Origin of the sequence: Xenorhabdus vietnamensis (assembly GCF_002127535.1) — a bacterium.
GTDB lineage: Bacteria > Pseudomonadota > Gammaproteobacteria > Enterobacterales > Enterobacteriaceae > Xenorhabdus > Xenorhabdus vietnamensis.
Genome location: NZ_MUBJ01000004.1, coordinates 1 through 19,595, shown reverse-complemented (window position 1 = coordinate 19,595; position 19,595 = coordinate 1). Strand labels below are relative to the sequence as shown.

The window sequence follows — 19,595 nt, the reverse complement described above, 5'->3', positions numbered from 1 at the left end:
TAGCCTTTCCTCATCAGCTAAGCGGAGAGCATTATCTCTCCGGCAGGAAACTCGACGCACTTTGTAGGTAGTCAAAAAACCACCTGATGATTTGACTGAATTGTGGGATCAATTGTGATTGTTGCCAATCCTGACTTTTGGGAAGTGGCGTGAAAGAATCTGCAATAAACAAAATAGCAGACACAATCAAGACGCCGCGCAAGGCCCCAAAACAGATCCCCAGAACCCGATCAGTACCTGACAGGCCAGTTCGCTGAACAAGTGAACCAATTACATAGTTTACTACCGCGCCAACAATCAGTGTTGCAATGAATAAGATAGCAATCGCTATTCCATTACGCACCAGTTCATCTTCAAGACGGGTAAAATACGCCGCCAAGTAAGTATAGAAGTGGCTTGCGACAAAGAAAGCACAGCCCCACGTTATCAGGGAGAGCGCTTCGCGAACAAAACCACGGATCAAGCTAACCAGTGCCGAGAAACCAATGATGGCAATAATCGTATAATCAATCCAGACCATATTTTAATCCAAAAACAGGCTCCCAACATTCAGGTCGGGCGCATTCTAACAGAAAACGAAAACGTTTGCGTAGTAGATTTATCACTCCACTGAAAATTATTTTCGGTAAGTAAACAAACTGCATTCGCTGTGATGGGTCAATCTTTAACTGCTGTTTCCACAATGGAAAATCACCTGTCATACTTAACCCTTATAAACTCCATGGTAGAGCTTGTGGTGTGATCATGGGAAGCTTTCAGCTCCCCACGAAGCGCCAATTGGTTATGGCTTATAGTTTTTGATCTGTCCTTGTAACCCCGTGATTTCCCTTAATTCGGATAAAATGGATTCCAGCTTCTGCCTTGACGCATTCGGCCCAACATAGATTCGTGTTAACTGCCCCTGTACCGGAGAAGAAGGGACTGTATATACCTGATGCCCCGAAAGGCGCAATTTCGCCAATATCTCATCAACTTTACCCGCATTTTTTAATGCGCCAAGTTGAACAACATATGCTGTTGCCTGAGGAGCTTGCTCTACTGACTTCAATTTAGTTTCTGGTTTATTTTCAATACGAGGTTCAGGTTTGACCGGTGGTTTAATTTCCTCTTTCCGCTGAGGCGGTATTTCTCGTGGAGGAAGTACCTCTCGTGGAGGAGATATTTCGGATTTCACCGTAGACGGCATGCCTGTGTCTGACGCTTGATCCTGTAGTTGCATTGTTTCCGCAGCACCTTTAGACGGTGTGGGCGGCATGTTTTGTGTCAATGGTGGGATCGAGTCAATATTCTCTTCATTACCCGATTTTGGCACCAAAGGAATCGAAGCAAATTTACCGTCGTTATATTTCTTGTCGCTATCAAAAACTATAGGCAGGACAATCACACTCAATGCAACAAGAACGATGGTTCCAACCAAGCGATTTTGAAATTTACTGGCCATCTTCCTTGCCCCCCTCCAATGTCTCCATAACATGCGCGACAGTGTGGAAAGAGCCACAAACCACTATGATATCTTGCACCGATGCATCTTCTATGGCCTGCTGCCACGCTGCCTCCACGTTGGAGAATGTGCGGGCGAGCATAAGATGCCCAGACAAGACTCCAGCTTCTGCTCCCCTCTGTTCATGTAATGATGCACAGTACCATTCATCAATCTGTTGAGAAAGACAAGCAAGCGTACCCGCAATGTCTTTATCTCCCAACATGCCAACTACACCACGAATTTTACTGTCTGCTGAACGAGGCAGTTCTGCCAATTTTTGTACCAGATAGCCTGCTGCATGTGGATTATGGGCAACATCCAAAATGATCAGCGGGTTTTCCCTGACAATTTGGAAACGCCCCGGCAATTGGGCATTTCTCAGTCCTGCATGGATTGCCTGTTCATTAATGGCTCGGCTGACTTTGTCATCCTGCTGCAACAAACAGTGGATCACTCCCATCGCAGTTGCAGCATTCGCCAACGGAAGATTGGGTAAAGGCAACTCATTGAAATGCCGGTTATCGCTTAGCCAATTCCAGCTATTTTTATTTTGTGAGAAGTGCCAATCAACATCGCGACGAAAGAGCTTCGCCCCCAATTCATCCGCAACATCAGCAATTGACTGAGGCATATCATGCTCACCTACAACAGCAAAATGCCCGCGACGAAAGATGCCGGCTTTTTCACGACCAATGTGTTCGCGATCAGCACCCAGCCAATCGGTATGATCCAATGCAATGCTGGTGATTGCTGCAATATCAGCATCAACGATATTGGTGGCATCCAGACGACCACCCAACCCAACTTCCAAAATCACAACATCAAGATCAGCTTCTTTAAACAGCTGTAATGCTGCCAATGTTCCGTATTCAAAATAAGTTAATGAGATGTCGCCACGCTGGGCCTCAATCTCTGCAAATACACGACAGAAATCTTGTTCCGTTGGTTCTTTACCCTGAATACGTACTCTCTCAGTGTAGCGAACCAAGTGTGGGGAGCTATATACACCGACCTTAAGCCCTGCTGCCAGAAAAACAGATTCAAGGGTATGGCAAGTAGTTCCCTTGCCATTGGTGCCTGACACCGTGATGATTTTGGGTGCTGGGTTCAATAAGCCTAATTGGCGACCAAGTTTACCTACACGCTCAAGCCCCATATCAATGGCTTTGGCATGCAGGTTTCCTAAGTAGGAAAGCCACACCATCAGCGGCGACGTGGCTTGAGGAATTTGCAAAATATCAGACATCTTCTTTATTAGGATTGATGTTTATATCAGCTTCGACCTCAGTAGATTCAACAACGTCTTCTTCTACTGACTCTGCTTTTGTGCCCGGCTGCGGTTTGTGAGTCAACATTGCAAGCAGACTGGCAACTTTATCACGCATTTCCGTACGAGGTACAATCATGTCAATCGCGCCTTTCTGCAATAAGAACTCACTGCGTTGGAAACCTTCCGGCAATTTTTCACGCACGGTCTGCTCGATTACGCGAGGACCCGCAAAACCAATCAATGCCTTAGGCTCAGCGATATTGATATCACCAAGCATTCCCATACTTGCTGTCACCCCACCCATTGTTGGATTGGTCAGAACGCAAATATAAGGTAAACCACGATCTTGCATTCTCGCCAGCGCAGCGCTGGTTTTTGCCATCTGCATCAGTGACATCAGGGCTTCTTGCATACGAGCCCCACCACTGGAAGCAAAACAGACGAATGGGCAGCTATCTTCCAGTGCTTGTTCGACAGCACGGACAAAACGGGCACCAACAACAGAACCCATTGAACCGCCCATAAAATTAAATTCAAAGGCACCTGCCACAACAGGCATATTATGCAGCTGACCTTTCATCACGATCAGCGCATCTTTTTCTTGCGTCTGCTTCTGAGCAGCAGCTAAGCGATCTTTGTATTTTTTGATATCGCGGAATTTCAGGATATCTTTAGGTTCCAGCTCACTGCCTAATTCTGTGCCAGTGCCTTCATCCAAAAATGAATTCAATCTATTACGGGCTGAAATGCGCATGTGATGGTCACATTTGGGACACACTTCAAGATTACGCTCTAATTCAGCACGATAAAGTACCTGACCACAACTATCGCATTTTGTCCAAACTCCTTCAGGTATGTTTGCCTTACGAGTTTGCATAATTTTGCTTTTATTTAGAATCTTTTCAATCCAGCTCATTAATGAACCTTTCCGTCTGAATCTGGCTGCTGCCAGCTTTTGTTTTACGTGCCATTAAACCACAATGCTATTGCAGTGTGGATAAAAAACTGCTCAAACCTGTTTACGGTTATCTACTATCTATCTACTGTACTACCTGCCGCTTTTTTTGATGCAGCACGGCGATGACGCCAAACTTCTATTACACCGGGCAGAATAGAAATAAAGATTATTGCAACAATCAATAATTTCAGATTTTCCTGTATAACTGGCATATCACCGAATAAATAACCCGCATAAGTGAATAATAGCACCCAGATAAATGCACCGATTACATTATAAGCAGCAAAGTGGCGGTAAGACATTTTCCCCATCCCTGCAACAAACGGTGCAAACGTTCTAATAATTGGCACAAACCGAGCCAAAATTATTGCTTTCCCGCCATGTTTTTCATAAAACTCATGAGTCTTCTCTAAATAACTCAGGCGAAAAATTTTTGAATTTGGATTAGTGAACAGTTTCTCACCAAAAATTCTACCGATGGTATAGTTTACAGCATCGCCAATAATCGCGGCTGTAATCATCAAGGCTACCATGATGTGTACATTAAGATCGTTGGAATCTAATGCGGATAGTGCACCAGCCACGAATAGCAAGGAATCTCCCGGCAAAAATGGCGTAACTACCAAACCTGTTTCACAAAATACGATCAGGAATAAAATGCCATATACCCAACTACCATAATCCCTAACCAATTCCTTCAAGTGAGCATCAATGTGTAAAATAAAATCGACAATGAATTTCGCAAAATCAACAAAATGAGTCAAAAACTCCATAATATTCCTCGTTATGACCAAACATCCTTGTCATTATCCGAAAATGTCAGATTAAATCATTCGCCAGAAGCTAAATCATTTTCCAGAAATAGCGGCCCCATAATGGGTTCAGGTAAACCAAAACACGCAGGATAATCCACGGCAACTAAATATAAGCCCTCAGCCTTAGCTGTTGCTGCCGCTTTTGTTCGATCTTTCAGTGCCAATAATTCAGCCATCCAGCCAATGTCCTGATTACCACAGCCAATCTCCAGCAAGCTGCCGACAATATTGCGTACCATGTGATGAACGAAAGCATTTGCCTTAATGTCCACAACAATATAATGCCCGTGCCGACTAACGTTAATATGCATTATATTACGCCACGGTGAATTGGACTGGCACTGCACCGCCCTGAAAGAAGTAAAATCATTTTCTCCTAACAGGCTCTGTGCAGCTTCATGCATTTTTTTCTCATCCAATGGATAATGAAAATGTGTAACACCCCTCGCCAATACCGCCGGACGATAGCGATGGTTGAAAATCACATAGCGATAACGGCGAGCTGTTGCGCTGAAACGAGCATGAAATTCATCATCCACCGTTTTGACCCAACGTACTGCAATAGCTGGTGGTAAATGCGTATTCACCCCCATTGTCCATGCAGCATCTTTGCGTTGCGCTGAGGTTTCAAAATGGACGACCTGCCCGGTTGCGTGTACCCCTGCATCTGTTCTGCCCGCACAGAAAACTGCAACTGGCTCATTAGCTACTTTCGACAGGGCTTTTTCCAAACATTCCTGTACACTTTTCACTTCTTGCTGGCGTTGCCAACCATAATATCGACTGCCGTCATATTCAATCCCCAGTGCAATTTTCACTTTCTTTGCCTCTGGCACAGACTGACTCAGCTCTGTATCAGACATCAGTAAAATTGCTCCTGCACCAGTTTTTCTGCAATTTCAACCGCCATTAATGCGCCACCAAAACGGATATTATCGGCAACTGACCAAAATTGCAGCATTTCGGGCATACCGTAATCATTGCGCAGGCAACCTATGCTCAAACCATCATTGCCTGAAGCATCTGTTACCTGAGTCGGATAATCACCTTCTTCTGAGACTTTAATTTCTTCAAAGCGTTCAAATTCACCACGAGCTTCTTCTATACCAACCGGGCGCAGTGTTTCCACACTTACCATCTGTGCTATTCCATAGAAAACAGAAGACTGGACACAGCTTACAGAAACAGGCAACCCTTCATCCTGCAATATCCGGCGAACCTGATCGACAATACGGCGTTCTTCACGCACTGTACCTTCTGCATCAGGTAATAAAGGCAACAAGTTAAAAGCCAATTGTTTAATGAAACGCCCTTCATCCGGTGGAATGCCATTTAATAAGCGAGCACTCTGCCCTGCCAGTTCATCAATAGCTGCTTTGCCATGGACGGAAACCGGCAATATATTGGTCAACTGTAAACGGGCAATTCCAGCCGCATCGATCAATGGCTTGATGGCGGTCAGAACCTGACTTGTTGAACTATCTGCCACCGCAATGATATTACGGTTACGATATTCAGCCAATGCGTGTGAGTTAACGCCAGGAACAACCAAAGGCACATCCGGCTCTGTCGCAAACAAGCCACTACTGTCGATCACCAAGCAACCAGATTCTGTTGCTTTTTCAATATGCTGTGCTGTTATTTCCATCGTCGCGGCAAAAAAAGCGAGTTGTACCTGTGACCAGTCAAATTCTGCCACATCACAAACAGTAAAATTTTTTCCGTTAAAACGCTGAATCTTTCCGACACTTTGTTCACTGGCAAGAAGATGCAGTTCACCAACCGGAAATTGACGCTCCTGTAATAACGCCAATATCGCTTCACCTACTGCGCCTGTTGCACCCAAAAGCGCAATATTCCAACCTTCTGACATGTTGGTTTTCTCCACTTCTCTTATTTTGCTGACAGGCAGGGTCCTGCCTGTATTAAATTACTTTTGCATTAAATCCAATTCTGGACAGTAATTGAGCGCTCTCTGCTGAATTACAATGCACTATCAGGGAAGACCATTCCCGCCGTTCTGGATAGTGCTTGCGTAATTGATCAAAAGCGCCCTCCTGATCCGCAACCTGACGTAAGGGTGCATCATCACGGCGCACATCATACACTAAATGCATCAAACGCTTGAGGACGCTTTGTGTCACTTCTCCCTGCACCGTAACTTGACTGAAATCAGGTGTTGGCAACAGATCAGCCAGCTCAGTCTTGCGAGGTTCTCCCAAGAACTCACAATAAGCCTCAAAAACCTGAGTTGTACCACGTGCTTTGCCTTCCAGGGTATAACCGGCAATATGAGGAGTACCAATATCAACTAAAGCCAACAAAGGTAAAGAAAGGTTAGGCTCAGGTTCCCAAACATCAAGCACTACACGTAATTTTTTCCCATTTTGCAGTACGGAAAGTAATGCTTGATTATCAACCACCTCACCTCGGCTGGCATTAATTAAAATTCGGTTGTCCGGTAATGCAGAAAATAATTCTGCATCAGCCAAATGATAAGTCTGATATGGCCCAGATTGATTAAGAGGTGTATGAAAAGTCAGAATATCCGCTTCTTTCACCAATTTTTCTAAAGGCCAAAAATCCCCTTCATCGCCACGATCTGCACGGGGCGGATCGCACAATAGAGTCTTCACACCCAAAGCTGCCAGTCGATCAGCCAAGCGTCCTCCGACATTGCCAACACCAACAATACCGACAGTTTTATCTTTGAGTTGAAATTGATCTTGCTCAGCCAATAACATCAACGCTGAAAATACATACTCAACCACAGCAATTGCGTTACACCCCGGGGCTGCGGAAAAACCAATCCCAGCCTGAGACAACCATTGCTGATCAACATGATCCATTCCCGCAGTGGCAGTTCCCACAAATTTCACCGAACTGCCTTGTAATAAGGATTCATTGACTTTAGTGACAGATCGAACCATAAAGGCATCGGCATTTTCCAGAACTCCCTCAGGCACTGGCCGCCCTGGAATTACCTGCACTTCACCCAATTGCTGAAAGAGTTGTTCAGCATAAGGCATATTTTCATCAACCAGAATTTTCACTTTTCTCATCCAATAGCTTAAATGGGCGTGATCCGCTATTCTGCCACTTTATCCACATAAAACCTATATACCTTCATCTTTCAAATCATCGCTTTTTTAACCCATCGTTAACGGCTATATAGTTTTTATCAGGTCAGCCTTTTCTGAAACGTTCGGGAGTTGTACCTGCAATCTGCTGAAACATAGCAATAAAAGCCGATGATGAGCCATAGCCCACATCAAATGCGATTTCATTAATACTTTTACCCTGTTCCAATAAGGATATGGCATGCAGAAAACGCAGCCGCTGCCGCCATTCACTAAATGACATCCCCAACTCTTGTTTACAACGCCGTGATAAAGTTCTCTCTGAGGTATAACGTTTTTTTGCCCATTCAGCTAAAGGGGTATTATCCGCTGGATTGCATTCTAGTACCTGTAATATAGGAGCGAGCAACTTATCTTTTGAGGAAGGTAAATAGGTACATTGCCTTGGTGACAACTCCAACTGATCAACCAATACTTGTGCTAAACGTCGATCTTTTTCTGTTTCCGGCTGCCGGATTTTTCGTTCAAAAAAGTCCACCATAATGGCATTGAAAATACCGCTCAATCGAATAATACAAGGCTCTTGCGGTAAGATATCAGCCCATTGAGAAGAAATATCAATTATCCAAAATCTTAACGCCTTCCGGTTATAACTCGAATGAGCAATATTTCCCGGTATCCAGATACAAAATTCCGGAGGGGCAAGGAAACGTTGCTTTTCCACCTGTGTTTCCATGACGCCACAAACGACATAAATTAGTTGACCAAAAGAATGTGTATGTAACCGACATTCAGTATCAGCATTCAATGTTTCATCACGAAAAGAGAGTGTATCCGGCATCACTGGCTGAAACATAGCTTGGTTACCTCCATCTACCCTATCATTTTTACTCCCGTAATCTTTTATCCATAAAATAGTAAAGGATATAAATCTTGTCTTAATTGCCATATCTGTTGTCTGATTATCAATATATATAATAAATCGGTCATTGCTAAAATAAATGGACGATACTCTTACACAAATAGTCTAGCTCAATGAAGAATCTATTGTTTCCCCTCGTCGCTGTACTGATCTGGTCAATCAATGCCGTTGTCAGTAAAGCGGCAGCCACCCTTATTGCACCTGCTGCAATTGCTTTCTATCGATGGTTCATTGCCTTTCTGGTTTTAACGCCTTTTATCTTATTGCCGGTTCTGAAGCAGCGGAAAATTGTTGCTCAATATTGGTGGAAATTATTGATTCTGGGATCACTGGGCATGGTGCTTAACCAAAGTTTGGCGTACTACGCAGCCTGTACTGTCAATGCAACAATCATTGGAATTTTCACTTCATTGATACCATTATTAACCGTCATTATCAGCATCTTTGTTTTGCGGGTTGCCCCCACTGTTGGTATTACCCTTGGCACTGTTCTGTCTTTATTCGGCCTTGTATGGCTGGTCAGCAAAGGAGAACCCTCTTTCCTATTGCAACATGGTATGAGCATCGGAGAAATAATGATGTTTATCGCAGCAGCTTCTTACGCCCTGTATGGAGTTTTAACCAAACGCTGGGCAATTCCATTACCTAATTGGCAATCACTCTATGTACAAATTGGGTTTGGCGTTTTATTGCTTTTGCCCAATTTTATGATGGCCGACAATATTCAGTTAACGACCGATAATATTTCCCTTGTTCTGTTTGCTGGTATTCCTGCATCAATTATTGCCCCCTATTTATGGGTACAGGGTCTCGTTCGCATTGGTGCAAACATGACTTCTATTTTTATGAATCTGGCTCCTGTATTTACTGCCATCATTGCTATTCTGGTTCTCCATGAAGAGATGCACAGTTATCACTTAATCGGGGGGATCATTGTTCTGGCGGGAGTGATACTCGCACAACAATTACGCATCCCGCTCACTCGCAGAAAGCCTGAACAAAATTCGCACCAGTAAACCGCCCAATACTTCACTGGGTAAAAGCTGGAGAGTAGCACCGTGATAGAGGCTGATTTCTTTAACTATGGTCAGCCCTAATCCTGCGCCCTCCAGCCCGGCTGAATTGTCCAGGCGATTAAACGCCATGAACGATTGATGAATATCCTTTTGGGAGATACCCGGCCCTGAATCATCGATCTCAAGGCAGCCGTATTTTTTATCCGGCATGATGCTAACCCTTCCCGTCACCATTCCCATTTGTGGGGTATATTTGATGGCATTATCCAGCAAATTGGCGCACATTTCAGTTAGCAATAGAGGATCACCTTTGATCCACAAGGCATCTTCCCCTTCATAGCCTAAGTCAATATTTTTACTTTCTGCTTGTTGTAAGCGGGAAAAACAGGTTTGTTGCAACAATTCCACGATATTAACTGGCTGATAATTTTGTATTGCTTCTTTTTCATGCACTTTAAGCTGTGAAAGTTGTAATAAGCGATTAGTCAGCAAGATCATGTTATCCAAACTCTTATCAATTGCCGTCAGTATGTTATCCCTTTGGTCTTGATTTTGATCACCACGCGCTACAGCAACCTGTGTTTTCAATACCGTTAAAGGTGTCCTTAATTGATGGGAAGCATCCGCACTGAATCGCTCTTGGCGTCCGACCATTAATTTCAGTCTCTCGATATATTGGTTAAATGACTGAAGCAATGGAGACAGTTCAGACCACGGTAAAACATTTGGCAATGGTGTCAAATCATTAGCAGAACGACGGATAATCAGGCCTGAGAGTTTTCGCAGTGGTTTAAGCAGTAGCTTGAGCAGGATATAAGCAAGGAACAATGCCAGTAATATGACAACCCCTTGATTAACCAGCGAAGAGAACAGTAATTGATGAACCATATATTGGCGGGAAATTACCGTTTCTGCCACCAATATCAATGCCATCCCCATTGTACCGCTTTCATTGATGGGCTGATATAAGCCCACCACACGTATAGGTTGCCCCTGATATTCCGCATCATAAAAATATGCCAGTGCCGTATACAAGGGTGAACGCTGGATATGCTGCGGTATTCGAGGAAGGTCACTATAACCAGAAATCGTTTTTCCTTCGGGAGATATAACTTGATAGTACAGGCGATCATTCGTATTGCGTTCAAAACTGTCCAGGACAACATAAGGCACATCGACGATCAAATTCTGATTCCGGATAGTCAAACGTTCAGCGACTGTTCTTGCTGATGCAAGCAGTGTTCTATCATAAGCCAACATTGCTGCATTACTTACACTGACATACTGGCTATAAACAGAAGCGCAGCCCAGTAATAGTAACGGTACTCCAAAGAACAGCAACAATTGGTGAAATAACGACCGTGGTATTTTCAGACAATTCATTATTCCAGCAGCTCCAACTGATATCCCAACCCACGCAATGTTCTGATCCCTACATTACTATTAAGTAACTTTTTCCGTAACCGGTGGACATAAAGCTCTATACTTTGTGGATTCGCTTCATCCGATAGAGAAAACACCTGCTCAAACAATTGTTGTTTAGAGACCTGACGCCCTCGACGATGAAATAATGCTGTTAAAACAGATAATTCTCTGGGTGTCAGTACCAATGGGGCATTATTCAATATGAAATACCCTTTGTCTTCATAAGCTAATGAACCGAATTTTTGTGTTTCTTGCTGTATAGCTGTACCACGACGCAATAACGCGCGAATACGGGCTTCCAACTCCTGAAAATCAAAGGGTTTGGTCAGATAATCATCAGCACCGGAATTCAACCCCTTCACACGATCCGTAACATCTGTTTTGGCGGTCAATAACAATACAGGTAAGTTTTGACCACGCTTACGTAAGCGTGATAGCAGAGATAACCCATCCAATCTGGGTAAAGCAACGTCCAAAATCAATAAAGCATAATTTTCAGTCTGTAAAAACTGATCTGCCACAATGCCATCTTCAGCCAAATCAACCACAAATCCAGAATTATTCAAGGCCTTCTGTAACCAATGTGATAACTCCGGATGATCCTCAACCAATAAAAGACGCATGAATAATGCCTATTGTTAAAATCAACCAGAGGAATAAAGCGGAGATATTACTCAATTGCAATATTAAGATTTAACAATTGTACACGAGTTAACAAAAAACATGATTGCAAACAATTTATTAACACAACTATGCGAAACTCTACGCAAATTAAGCGACTAAAGTCACATCCAGACAATTCTTTTTGTTAATGAAAGGTAATTGAAAGGTTTCAATTTTATAAGTAAATATGCGCCGGAAACTTGTCATTCATATCCTTTACTGGTGCTATGTGAGGAATCAAAATGAAAACTTTCAAAACATTATTAACCGCTGCAAACCTGCTTATTTGTGCCTGCGCTTTTGCAACTTCTGCTCCTAACAGAACTGAATGTATTGCACCAGCCAAACCCGGTGGTGGTTTCGATTTAACCTGCAAACTCGTCCAAATTTCACTATTGGAAACCAAAACCATAGAGTCTCCCATGCGGGTGACATTCATGCCCGGAGGTGTTGGTGCGGTTGCCTATAATGCCATTATTGCCCAACGACCTGCTGAATCCGGTACTATCGTTGCCTTTTCCGGGGGATCTTTATTGAATCTTGCACAAGGAAAGTTTGGGCGCTACAACGTAAATGATGTGCGCTGGCTGGCCAGTGTCGGTACAGACTACGGTATGATTGCTGTACGCCATGATTCTCCTTACAAAACCCTGACAGATTTGATGGATGCTTTTAAAAAAGCTCCCAGTAGTATTGTGTTTGGGGCAGGTGCTTCTATCGGCAGTCAAGACTGGATGAAAACAGCATTACTGGCAAAAGAGGTTGGTATTGATCCCCGCAAAATGCGCTATGTCGCGTTCGAAGGTGGCGGTGAACCGATTACTGCTCTATTGGGTAATCATATTCAAGTCGTATCCGGTGATCTGAGTGAAACGTTACCTTATCTCAATGGCGATAAAATCCGCGTACTCGCTGTTTATGCAGATAAACGCTTAGGCGGTGATCTAGCAAATATTCCAACAGCAAAAGAGCAGGGTTATAACCTTGTCTGGCCTGTCATTCGTGGTTTTTATATGGGGCCAAAAGTTTCTGATGAACAATATGAATGGTGGGTGGATACCTTTAAAAAACTCCAACAAACTGATGAATTCAAAAAACAACGTGAACTGCGCGGGTTATTTGAATTCAATATGACCGGCAAAGAGCTGGATGACTATGTGAAAAAACAAGTTATTCAATACCATGAAATGGCTAAATCCTTTGGTTTAGCAAAATAACAGGGGTGGCATCATGAGTGATCGTATCTTTGCTACCGTATGGCTAGTGCTATGTGGAATAGGGCTGGTCATTGGATGGGGGATCCATAGCGAATACAGTTACGAGCCTCTGGGCCCCCGCCCATTTCCAATCGCTATTATTTCATTAATGGCACTCTGTGCTTTACTGTTGCTATTGAAAAAACCTGATACCGCCCACTGGCCGGCACTACAAGTATTACGTCGCTTAGTTTTATTGATTGCCTCATTAGCCATTTATGCATGGTCATTTGAGTGGCTGGGTTTTCCATTAGCAACCACATTATTGACTATCTGTGTGGCTTTACTCTTTAACGCCACACTCTTTGCAGCAATTATTTCTGGTCTATTCCTCGGTAGTTCACTCTTTTTTGTTTTTGATCGCCTGTTAGATGTCACTCTGCCAATTGGCAGTTGGCTTAGTTAAGGAGACAACAATGGATACTTGGGTATATCTGAGCCAGGGTTTTGAAGTCGCATTAGTGCCCAAAAACTTGTTCATTGCGCTAATTGGTTGTTTTATCGGTACTGTTGTTGGATTATTGCCCGGCCTTGGCCCCATAAATGGGGTGGCGATCTTGCTACCTCTGGCTTTTGCACTAAAATTGCCTGCCGAATCTGCCTTAATATTACTGGCAACCGTTTACATTGGTTGCGAATATGGGGGCCGAATATCTTCAATCTTACTGAATGTACCAGGAGATGCGGCCGCTATCATGACAGCCCTTGACGGCTATCCAATGGCAAAACAGGGACGAGCAGGGGTAGCCCTCTCTATCTCCGCCGTCAGTTCATTTTGTGGTTCACTTTTGGCCATTATTGGAATTATTTTGTTTGCCCCCCTTCTTGCACAATGGTCTTTGGCATTTGGGCCTGCTGAGTATTTTGCATTGATGGTTTTTGCTATCGCCTGTCTCGGCAGCATGATGAGCCAGAATCCCGTAAAATCACTATTTGCAGCCTTAATTGGCCTAGGCTTGGCAACTGTAGGTGTAGATTCCAATACAGGTGTTTATCGTTTCACCTTTAATAACGTACACCTCTCCGATGGCATTCAATTTATCGTTGTCGTTATCGGGCTGTTTTCAGTCAGTGAAATATTATTAATGCTGGAAAGTACTTCAGCAGGTCAAAAAGTAATTAAAAAAACAGGACGCTTACTATTCAATAGAAAAGAAGCGGCAACTTGTGTGGGGCCAACCTTACGTTCTTCACTCATTGGGTTTTTCGTAGGGATATTACCCGGTGCGGGCGCTACAATTGCCAGCGCAATCACATATATGACAGAAAAACGAATCAGTGGTAACAGTGATTCATTTGGCAAAGGTGATATCCGAGGTGTAGCTGCGCCAGAAGCCGCTAATAACGCGTCAGCTTGTGGTTCATTCATTCCCATGCTGACTCTCGGTGTACCCGGCTCAGGTACAACAGCAGTAATGATAGGAGCTTTGACGCTTTATAACATCACTCCCGGTCCCACTATGTTCACAGAACAACCTGATATCGTCTGGGGGCTTATTGCTGCTTTATTGATCGCCAATGTATTATTATTGATTATGAATATCCCGATGATTGGGTTATTCACGCGTATGCTGCATATTCCAACGTGGTTTCTGGTTCCTTCAATCGCCATCATTTCCGCAGTCGGAGTATATGCCGTCCACAGTACCACGTTTGATCTTATGTTGATGGTTGGATTAGGCGTTTTCGGTTACATACTCCGAAAAATGAATTTTCCGATGTCACCACTGATTTTAGGCTTTGTCTTAGGTGAAATGCTGGAACAAAACCTAAGACGGGCATTATCAATCAGCAATGGAGATTTTGAGATCCTGTGGAGTAGTAATATTGCTCAAATTTTGCTGGTTCTGGCGGTAATGGTGATTGTTATCCCACCGGTTTTACGCATCATTAAGAAACATCGCAATAATGTCATGACACCCTAATTAAAATAGCCAATCCACATAATCAATGGATTGGCTTTCATTACAATTAATAAATTTTTCAGTACATAAAAATCAGTTTGAATACTTGCGCATCACTAGGGATGCATTTGTACCACCGAACCCGAAGCTATTGGACATTACTGTTCTTAGCTCGCGTTCGGTTGGTTCAGTGATAATATCCATGCCCTGTGCTTTTTCATCCAAGTTTTCAATATTGATGCTTGGTGCAATAATTCCATGCTCCAACATCAATAAACTGTAAATCGCTTCATGGGCACCCGCTGCACCCAATGAATGTCCTGTCATCGCTTTAGTGGCAGAAATGGCAGGTGTATTGTCGCCAAAAACTTCTCTAATGGCTTCCAGTTCTTTCAAATCACCAATTGGTGTCGAAGTTCCATGGGTATTGATGTAATCGACTCCACCTTCAATACCATCTAAGGCCATCTTCATACAACGCACAGCACCTTCCCCAGAAGGAGCGACCATATCTGCACCATCTGAATTTGCCCCATAGCCAACAATCTCAGCATAAATATGCGCGCCACGTGCCAATGCATGCTCTAACTCTTCAACAACAACAATACCGCCACCGCCAGCGATCACAAAACCATCGCGATCTTGATCATAAGTACGGGAGGCTTGTTCTGGTGTTTCATTATATTTAGTAGAAAGTGCTCCCATTGCATCAAATTCACAAGCCATTTCCCAGCTTAATTCTTCACCACCTCCAGCAAAAATGACATCTTGCTTGCCAAGCTGAATTAATTCAACGGCATGACCGATACAGTGTGCAGAAGTTGAGCAGGCAGAACTGATGGAGTAGTTGACTCCCTTGATTTTAAATGGTGTTGCTAAACAAGCTGATACGCCAGAAGCCATTGCACGCGTGACCATATAAGGGCCAACGCCACGCAATCCACGAGCACGCATACCATCTGAGCCAGCGACTTGGTTATAAGGAGAACCGCCTCCTGATCCAACAACTAAGCCAGTGCGGAAGTTAGAAACTTGTTCATCGGACAGGCCTGAATCTTTGATCGCCTCATCCATTGCCAGATAAGCATAAATAGATGCATCACTCATGAAACGTAGGGTTTTGCGGTCAATCAAACCGGTAGTATCCAGCTTTACATTTCCCCAAACATGGCTGCGCATTCCTATTTCTTTAAATTTTTCTGAGAAAGTTATCCCGGAACGGCCCTCTTTCAGAGATTCCAGCACCTCTTTCTGGTTATTACCAATACTGGAAACAATACCCAGACCAGTGATTACTGCACGTTTCATTGCTTACCTCATCAATATGTTTGCCTGCGGGATTTATTTATCCGCACTTTAGCGTACACTTGTACGCTGAACAAGTCCGATCAGGTTAAAAATTCACGAAAAAATTGATCTGGACTCAATTCTGAAGCCCTATCATAGGTGGTACAAACAAATGAAGACCATTAAAATCCTCATATTATTGTTATCAACAGTACAGGCATTATTGTGAAAAACCGTACTATCAACAGCGCAACTTTAAGCTGGAATGAGCAGGGCACCCCCATTTCAGAGCAGTTTGATGATGTTTATTTTTCAAATCAAGATGGTTTAGAAGAAACTTTATATGTATTTTTGAAAGGTAATCATTTTCCTCAACGCTTTAATACACACTCTCGTTCAGAGTGTGTTATTGCAGAAACAGGATTCGGTACTGGATTGAATTTTTTGACACTTTGTCGATCTTTTTCACATTTTAGGCAACAACACCCTGAAGCTGCATTAAAACGACTCCATTATATCAGTTTTGAAAAATATCCATTAAAACCAGATGACCTGAAAACAGCACACCAACGCTGGCCTGAACTTAAAGAGTTTTCTGCACAATTATGCCAACAATGGCCTTTGGCATTAGCTGGCTGTCATAGATTGATTCTGGCTAATGGAGCTATCACTCTGGATCTTTGGTTTGGAGATGTAAATGATTTATTACCGAAGATAAGTTCAAACCTGACAGGCAAAGTTGATGCCTGGTTTTTAGATGGTTTTGCTCCTTCCAAAAATCCACAGATGTGGAGTGAACAGTTGTTCGCTGCAATGGCAAAATTTTGCCGCCCTGAAGGTACATTTGCAACATTCACATCTGCTGGTATAGTCCGTCGGGGATTACAGGAAGCAGGCTTCAATGTCACCAAAATCAAAGGATTCGGGCGTAAAAGGGAGATGCTGACTGGTATCTTATCTCCATTAAATGACCCAACTCCCTTAACCGACACACCATGGTTTTCTCGCAAAGCTGCTCTTCATACCGATGATATTGCAATTATTGGCGGCGGTGTTGCCAGCGCACTGACCGCACTTGCTCTATTACGCCGCGGTGCCAAAGTCACGCTATATTGTCAGGATGATCAGCCAGCTCAGAATGCATCAGGCAATCAACAAGGAGCCATTTATCCCTTATTGAATGGAAATGATGATCCACTAGAACGTTTTTTTACATCAGCATTTACTTTTGCTCGCCGTCAGTATGAGCAATTAATTGACGAAAATGTATTGTTTGATTATCAATGGTGTGGTGTCAGCCAGTTGGCTTATGATGAAAAAAGTGCGAGTAAAATTAGCAAAATGCTACGAACAGCATGGCCAGAAGAAATCGCACTTGGTATGAATCGCAACCAATTAAGCCACGTAAGTGGATTAGATGTGAATTATGATGGTATTCACTATCCACAAGGAGGGTGGTTATACCCAGCACAACTCACCCAAGCAGTAATTAAACTTGCTGAACAGCGTGGAATGCAGATTTATTTTAATCATAAAGTAACGCAACTCATTCAAAGTGAAAGCGGCTGGCAGTTACAAATTGAAGACAAGGAAAACCTACAGTGCAAAAATCACAATGTTGTCATTATTGCCAATGGTCACTGCCTGCCACAATTTGAACAAACTAAAAAACTTCCTGTTACCTCTGTCCGGGGTCAGGTGAGTCATATTCCAACCACAAATAGCCTGCGCCAATTGAAAAGCGTGCTGTGTTACGATGGCTATATGACACCCGTTAATCCTCATACTCAATATCACTGTATCGGCGCCAGTTATCAGCGCAATCAGTTGGATACACAATATTCTTCTATCGAACAACAAGAAAACCGTGAGCGTTTACTAAAATGTTTTCCTGATGTTGACTGGACACAGGAAGTTGATATTTCAGAAGAAAAATCCCGTCAGGGTATACGGTGTGTCATTCGGGATCATATGCCAATGGTTGGGAACGTTCCTGTTTTCAGTGAACTTATGGATAAATATGCAAACTTATCTCAGCAAATAAATGCTAATAAGGTTATTGAAAAATCTCCTTGTTATTCTGGTTTATTTGTTCTTGGTGCATTAGGTTCGCGGGGCTTATGTTCCGCCCCCTTAAGTGCAGAATTACTGGCTAGTCAGATTTTTGGAGAAGCCCTGCCACTTGATGATGAGACATTAGCGGCTTTACATCCAAACCGCTTTTGGGTCAGGAAACTATTACGCGGAAAAACAGTAAAAGCAGAAAGACCTTAAAATAGTCGATTCTTTGACACCAGATATGGAAAAAATCATATCTGGTGTCAATTCTAATCTCTTCATTCTTTTCAAAACTGGAACCATATTCAAGCTCACGATCTTATTCAGATACAGTGGGTCTAGTAAGCAAAAGTTTCATTGCACAACGTTGTCCTTCAGCAAATCCATAATCGATTTCACGTTGTAATATTTGGCGTAATGACTCAGTCAATTGCTGAGAATATAAGATCTCAAATCCCAATTTGTGATAGAAAGGAGCATTCCAGTTAACATAACGAAAAGTTGTCAATGTAACAGCGTTAAGATGGTTCTGTTCTGCAACCATAATTACCTTATCAATCAATGCCTTTCCGATACCATTTCTTTGCCAATCTTCATGCACAGAAAGCTCCATAATATGTAATCCGCCATTCAACGGCTTAGCCAAAATAAAACCAATAGGCTGAGAAATCACATTAAGGGCAACCCAACTATTACCTTGCTCAATATACTCCAAATGCTGCTGTTCCGTTTGTACATGCCCATCGGCTACCCAAGCCAATTCAGGTATAAATCTAAATAATTTCGCAGCAGAATGTTCTATTGCGGGTAATTGGGTTATATCTGATTTTTGTGTTAAACGAATGGAAAACATAGCTTATCTTAAGCACCTTTCAATTTTATTCAATTCATTAATAACAAAAAATATATTTTAAAAATAGGCCTACAGAAGTTAAATTTTTCTACATTAATGAGAATTTAATAACATAAACCTCATTGCAGCAATAATTATACCGGATAGACCAAACATTATTGTTATCATCCATTTAGTTTGGGAGAATATTTTATCAGACATACTTTCATGTATAGATGATATTCTCTGATGTATAGATAAAATATCTTTCTTTATTGAAACTATATCTTTCTTCATTGAAGCTATATCCTCGTGCACAGATGACATTTCACTACTCAATAATGACATATCACTTCGAACTGAAGCTATCTCCTTATGAATCAGTAAATTAACCCCCTCAATGTCGGCCTTTGTCGCATAATTTGACTTTATAACGGCAATATCCGTTTTTACTTGTGCAACATCTGATTCCAGGTTTTCAACTCTTTTTTCCAATGTTGTACTCATTTCTTTTTTCCCAGAATATCGGTCATGATTCCAATTTATTGATAATGATGAATGTTCAGATAATATCCAATGACTCGGTCATGCATTTCCACGGATTTTGAAAAAGACAACGTTTTACG

The 19,595-nt window shown here is 42.7% G+C and carries 21 protein-coding genes; 5 read left to right on the top strand and 16 right to left on the bottom strand.

Annotation, left to right across the window (positions count from 1 at the left end; genetic code table 11):
- Positions 1–31: 31 nt before the first annotated feature.
- The 10 genes from cvpA to Xvie_RS26085 form a co-directional block, all read right to left on the bottom strand.
- Positions 32–520 (bottom strand): colicin V production protein, encoded by a 489-nt coding sequence (cvpA, locus tag Xvie_RS26130; RefSeq protein ID WP_086108331.1) that lies wholly within the window; start codon positions 518–520, stop codon positions 32–34.
- On the bottom strand, positions 507–701 hold the full coding sequence (locus tag Xvie_RS26125) for a hypothetical protein (RefSeq protein ID WP_086108330.1): 195 nt from the start codon (positions 699–701) through the stop codon (positions 507–509). The genes cvpA and Xvie_RS26125 overlap by 14 nt, the downstream gene beginning before the upstream one ends.
- Before the next feature lie 80 nt (positions 702–781).
- Entirely contained in the window at positions 782–1,441 is a 660-nt protein-coding gene (gene dedD / locus Xvie_RS26120) for a cell division protein DedD (RefSeq protein ID WP_086108329.1), read from the bottom strand.
- Positions 1,431–2,729: a bifunctional tetrahydrofolate synthase/dihydrofolate synthase gene (gene folC / locus Xvie_RS26115; protein ID WP_086108328.1), complete on the bottom strand. Its 1,299-nt coding sequence runs from the start codon at positions 2,727–2,729 to the stop codon at positions 1,431–1,433. The genes dedD and folC overlap by 11 nt, the downstream gene beginning before the upstream one ends.
- Entirely contained in the window at positions 2,722–3,669 is a 948-nt protein-coding gene (gene accD, locus Xvie_RS26110; RefSeq protein ID WP_086108327.1) for an acetyl-CoA carboxylase, carboxyltransferase subunit beta, read from the bottom strand. Before accD ends, folC begins: the two co-directional genes overlap by 8 nt.
- A gap of 116 nt (positions 3,670–3,785) precedes the next feature.
- Complete coding sequence (locus Xvie_RS26105; protein ID WP_086108326.1) at positions 3,786–4,484, bottom strand: DedA family protein; 699 nt, start codon at positions 4,482–4,484, stop codon at positions 3,786–3,788.
- Between the two features lie 56 nt (positions 4,485–4,540).
- Positions 4,541–5,389 (bottom strand): tRNA pseudouridine(38-40) synthase TruA, encoded by an 849-nt coding sequence (gene truA, locus Xvie_RS26100; protein WP_086108325.1) that lies wholly within the window; start codon positions 5,387–5,389, stop codon positions 4,541–4,543.
- Positions 5,389–6,399 carry an aspartate-semialdehyde dehydrogenase gene (locus Xvie_RS26095; protein ID WP_086108324.1) on the bottom strand — a complete coding sequence of 337 codons (1,011 nt, stop codon included), beginning with the start codon at positions 6,397–6,399 and terminating at the stop codon, positions 5,389–5,391. The genes truA and Xvie_RS26095 overlap by 1 nt, the downstream gene beginning before the upstream one ends.
- A 52-nt stretch (positions 6,400–6,451) precedes the next feature.
- Entirely contained in the window at positions 6,452–7,579 is a 1,128-nt protein-coding gene (gene pdxB, locus Xvie_RS26090; RefSeq protein WP_086108323.1) for a 4-phosphoerythronate dehydrogenase PdxB, read from the bottom strand.
- Positions 7,580–7,712: 133 nt separating this feature from the next.
- Entirely contained in the window at positions 7,713–8,462 is a 750-nt protein-coding gene (locus tag Xvie_RS26085; RefSeq protein WP_167376236.1) for an AraC family transcriptional regulator, read from the bottom strand.
- A 179-nt stretch (positions 8,463–8,641) separates the two neighbouring features.
- On the opposite strand from Xvie_RS26085, the gene Xvie_RS26080 reads away from it, so the two are divergent.
- Positions 8,642–9,544 carry a DMT family transporter gene (locus Xvie_RS26080; RefSeq protein ID WP_086108321.1) on the top strand — a complete coding sequence of 301 codons (903 nt, stop codon included), beginning with the start codon at positions 8,642–8,644 and terminating at the stop codon, positions 9,542–9,544.
- Here Xvie_RS26080 and Xvie_RS26075 read toward each other — a convergent pair.
- Entirely contained in the window at positions 9,494–10,927 is a 1,434-nt protein-coding gene (locus Xvie_RS26075) for a sensor histidine kinase (protein ID WP_086108320.1), read from the bottom strand. The two genes, Xvie_RS26080 and Xvie_RS26075, sit on opposite strands and share 51 nt — an antisense overlap.
- Positions 10,927–11,592, bottom strand: coding sequence for a transcriptional regulator TctD (gene tctD / locus Xvie_RS26070; RefSeq protein ID WP_086108319.1), 666 nt, complete (start codon positions 11,590–11,592; stop codon positions 10,927–10,929). The genes Xvie_RS26075 and tctD overlap by 1 nt, the downstream gene beginning before the upstream one ends.
- A gap of 282 nt (positions 11,593–11,874) precedes the next feature.
- Between tctD and Xvie_RS26065 the strand changes: the two genes are divergently transcribed.
- From Xvie_RS26065 to Xvie_RS26055, 3 genes are read left to right on the top strand one after another with little or no spacing between them, the layout of a single operon-like run.
- Positions 11,875–12,849: a Bug family tripartite tricarboxylate transporter substrate binding protein gene (locus tag Xvie_RS26065; protein ID WP_422645939.1), complete on the top strand. Its 975-nt coding sequence runs from the start codon at positions 11,875–11,877 to the stop codon at positions 12,847–12,849.
- A gap of 13 nt (positions 12,850–12,862) precedes the next feature.
- A complete protein-coding gene (locus Xvie_RS26060) occupies positions 12,863–13,294 on the top strand; it encodes a tripartite tricarboxylate transporter TctB family protein (protein WP_086108317.1) in 432 nt (143 codons plus the stop codon).
- Between the two features lie 10 nt (positions 13,295–13,304).
- Positions 13,305–14,813, top strand: a complete 1,509-nt coding sequence (locus Xvie_RS26055; RefSeq protein WP_086108316.1) for a tripartite tricarboxylate transporter permease — start codon at positions 13,305–13,307, stop codon at positions 14,811–14,813.
- Between the two features lie 72 nt (positions 14,814–14,885).
- Here Xvie_RS26055 and fabB read toward each other — a convergent pair whose 3' ends face one another.
- A complete protein-coding gene (fabB, locus tag Xvie_RS26050; RefSeq protein WP_086108315.1) occupies positions 14,886–16,100 on the bottom strand; it encodes a beta-ketoacyl-ACP synthase I in 1,215 nt (404 codons plus the stop codon).
- Between the two features lie 204 nt (positions 16,101–16,304).
- Between fabB and mnmC the strand changes: the two genes are divergently transcribed.
- A complete protein-coding gene (mnmC, locus tag Xvie_RS26045; RefSeq protein WP_086108314.1) occupies positions 16,305–18,353 on the top strand; it encodes a bifunctional tRNA (5-methylaminomethyl-2-thiouridine)(34)-methyltransferase MnmC2/FAD-dependent 5-carboxymethylaminomethyl-2-thiouridine(34) oxidoreductase MnmC1 in 2,049 nt (682 codons plus the stop codon).
- Between the two features lie 103 nt (positions 18,354–18,456).
- On the opposite strand, the gene Xvie_RS26040 is transcribed toward mnmC, so the two are convergent.
- The 3 genes from Xvie_RS26040 to Xvie_RS26030 all read right to left on the bottom strand — a co-directional run.
- A complete protein-coding gene (locus Xvie_RS26040; RefSeq protein WP_086108313.1) occupies positions 18,457–18,990 on the bottom strand; it encodes a GNAT family N-acetyltransferase in 534 nt (177 codons plus the stop codon).
- Between the two features lie 93 nt (positions 18,991–19,083).
- On the bottom strand, positions 19,084–19,476 hold the full coding sequence (locus tag Xvie_RS26035; RefSeq protein WP_086108312.1) for a hypothetical protein: 393 nt from the start codon (positions 19,474–19,476) through the stop codon (positions 19,084–19,086).
- Between the two features lie 35 nt (positions 19,477–19,511).
- Positions 19,512–19,595, bottom strand: an 84-nt coding sequence (locus Xvie_RS26030) for an IS1 family transposase (protein ID WP_244175492.1), incomplete at its 5' end; no start/stop codon positions are given.

Coding starts and splice junctions, on each gene's coding strand:
- cvpA (WP_086108331.1), bottom strand. CDS start 520: ATGGTCTGGATTGATTATACGATTATTGCCATCATTGGTTTCTCGGCA.
- Xvie_RS26125 (WP_086108330.1), bottom strand. CDS start 701: ATGACAGGTGATTTTCCATTGTGGAAACAGCAGTTAAAGATTGACCCA.
- dedD (WP_086108329.1), bottom strand. CDS start 1,441: ATGGCCAGTAAATTTCAAAATCGCTTGGTTGGAACCATCGTTCTTGTT.
- folC (WP_086108328.1), bottom strand. CDS start 2,729: ATGTCTGATATTTTGCAAATTCCTCAAGCCACGTCGCCGCTGATGGTG.
- accD (WP_086108327.1), bottom strand. CDS start 3,669: ATGAGCTGGATTGAAAAGATTCTAAATAAAAGCAAAATTATGCAAACT.
- Xvie_RS26105 (WP_086108326.1), bottom strand. CDS start 4,484: ATGGAGTTTTTGACTCATTTTGTTGATTTTGCGAAATTCATTGTCGAT.
- truA (WP_086108325.1), bottom strand. CDS start 5,389: ATGTCTGATACAGAGCTGAGTCAGTCTGTGCCAGAGGCAAAGAAAGTG.
- Xvie_RS26095 (WP_086108324.1), bottom strand. CDS start 6,399: ATGTCAGAAGGTTGGAATATTGCGCTTTTGGGTGCAACAGGCGCAGTA.
- Xvie_RS26085 (WP_167376236.1), bottom strand. CDS start 8,462: ATGTTTCAGCCAGTGATGCCGGATACACTCTCTTTTCGTGATGAAACA.
- Xvie_RS26080 (WP_086108321.1), top strand. CDS start 8,642: ATGAAGAATCTATTGTTTCCCCTCGTCGCTGTACTGATCTGGTCAATC.
- Xvie_RS26075 (WP_086108320.1), bottom strand. CDS start 10,927: ATGAATTGTCTGAAAATACCACGGTCGTTATTTCACCAATTGTTGCTG.
- tctD (WP_086108319.1), bottom strand. CDS start 11,592: ATGCGTCTTTTATTGGTTGAGGATCATCCGGAGTTATCACATTGGTTA.
- Xvie_RS26065 (WP_422645939.1), top strand. CDS start 11,875: ATGAAAACTTTCAAAACATTATTAACCGCTGCAAACCTGCTTATTTGT.
- Xvie_RS26060 (WP_086108317.1), top strand. CDS start 12,863: ATGAGTGATCGTATCTTTGCTACCGTATGGCTAGTGCTATGTGGAATA.
- Xvie_RS26055 (WP_086108316.1), top strand. CDS start 13,305: ATGGATACTTGGGTATATCTGAGCCAGGGTTTTGAAGTCGCATTAGTG.
- fabB (WP_086108315.1), bottom strand. CDS start 16,100: ATGAAACGTGCAGTAATCACTGGTCTGGGTATTGTTTCCAGTATTGGT.
- Xvie_RS26040 (WP_086108313.1), bottom strand. CDS start 18,990: ATGTTTTCCATTCGTTTAACACAAAAATCAGATATAACCCAATTACCC.
- Xvie_RS26035 (WP_086108312.1), bottom strand. CDS start 19,476: ATGAGTACAACATTGGAAAAAAGAGTTGAAAACCTGGAATCAGATGTT.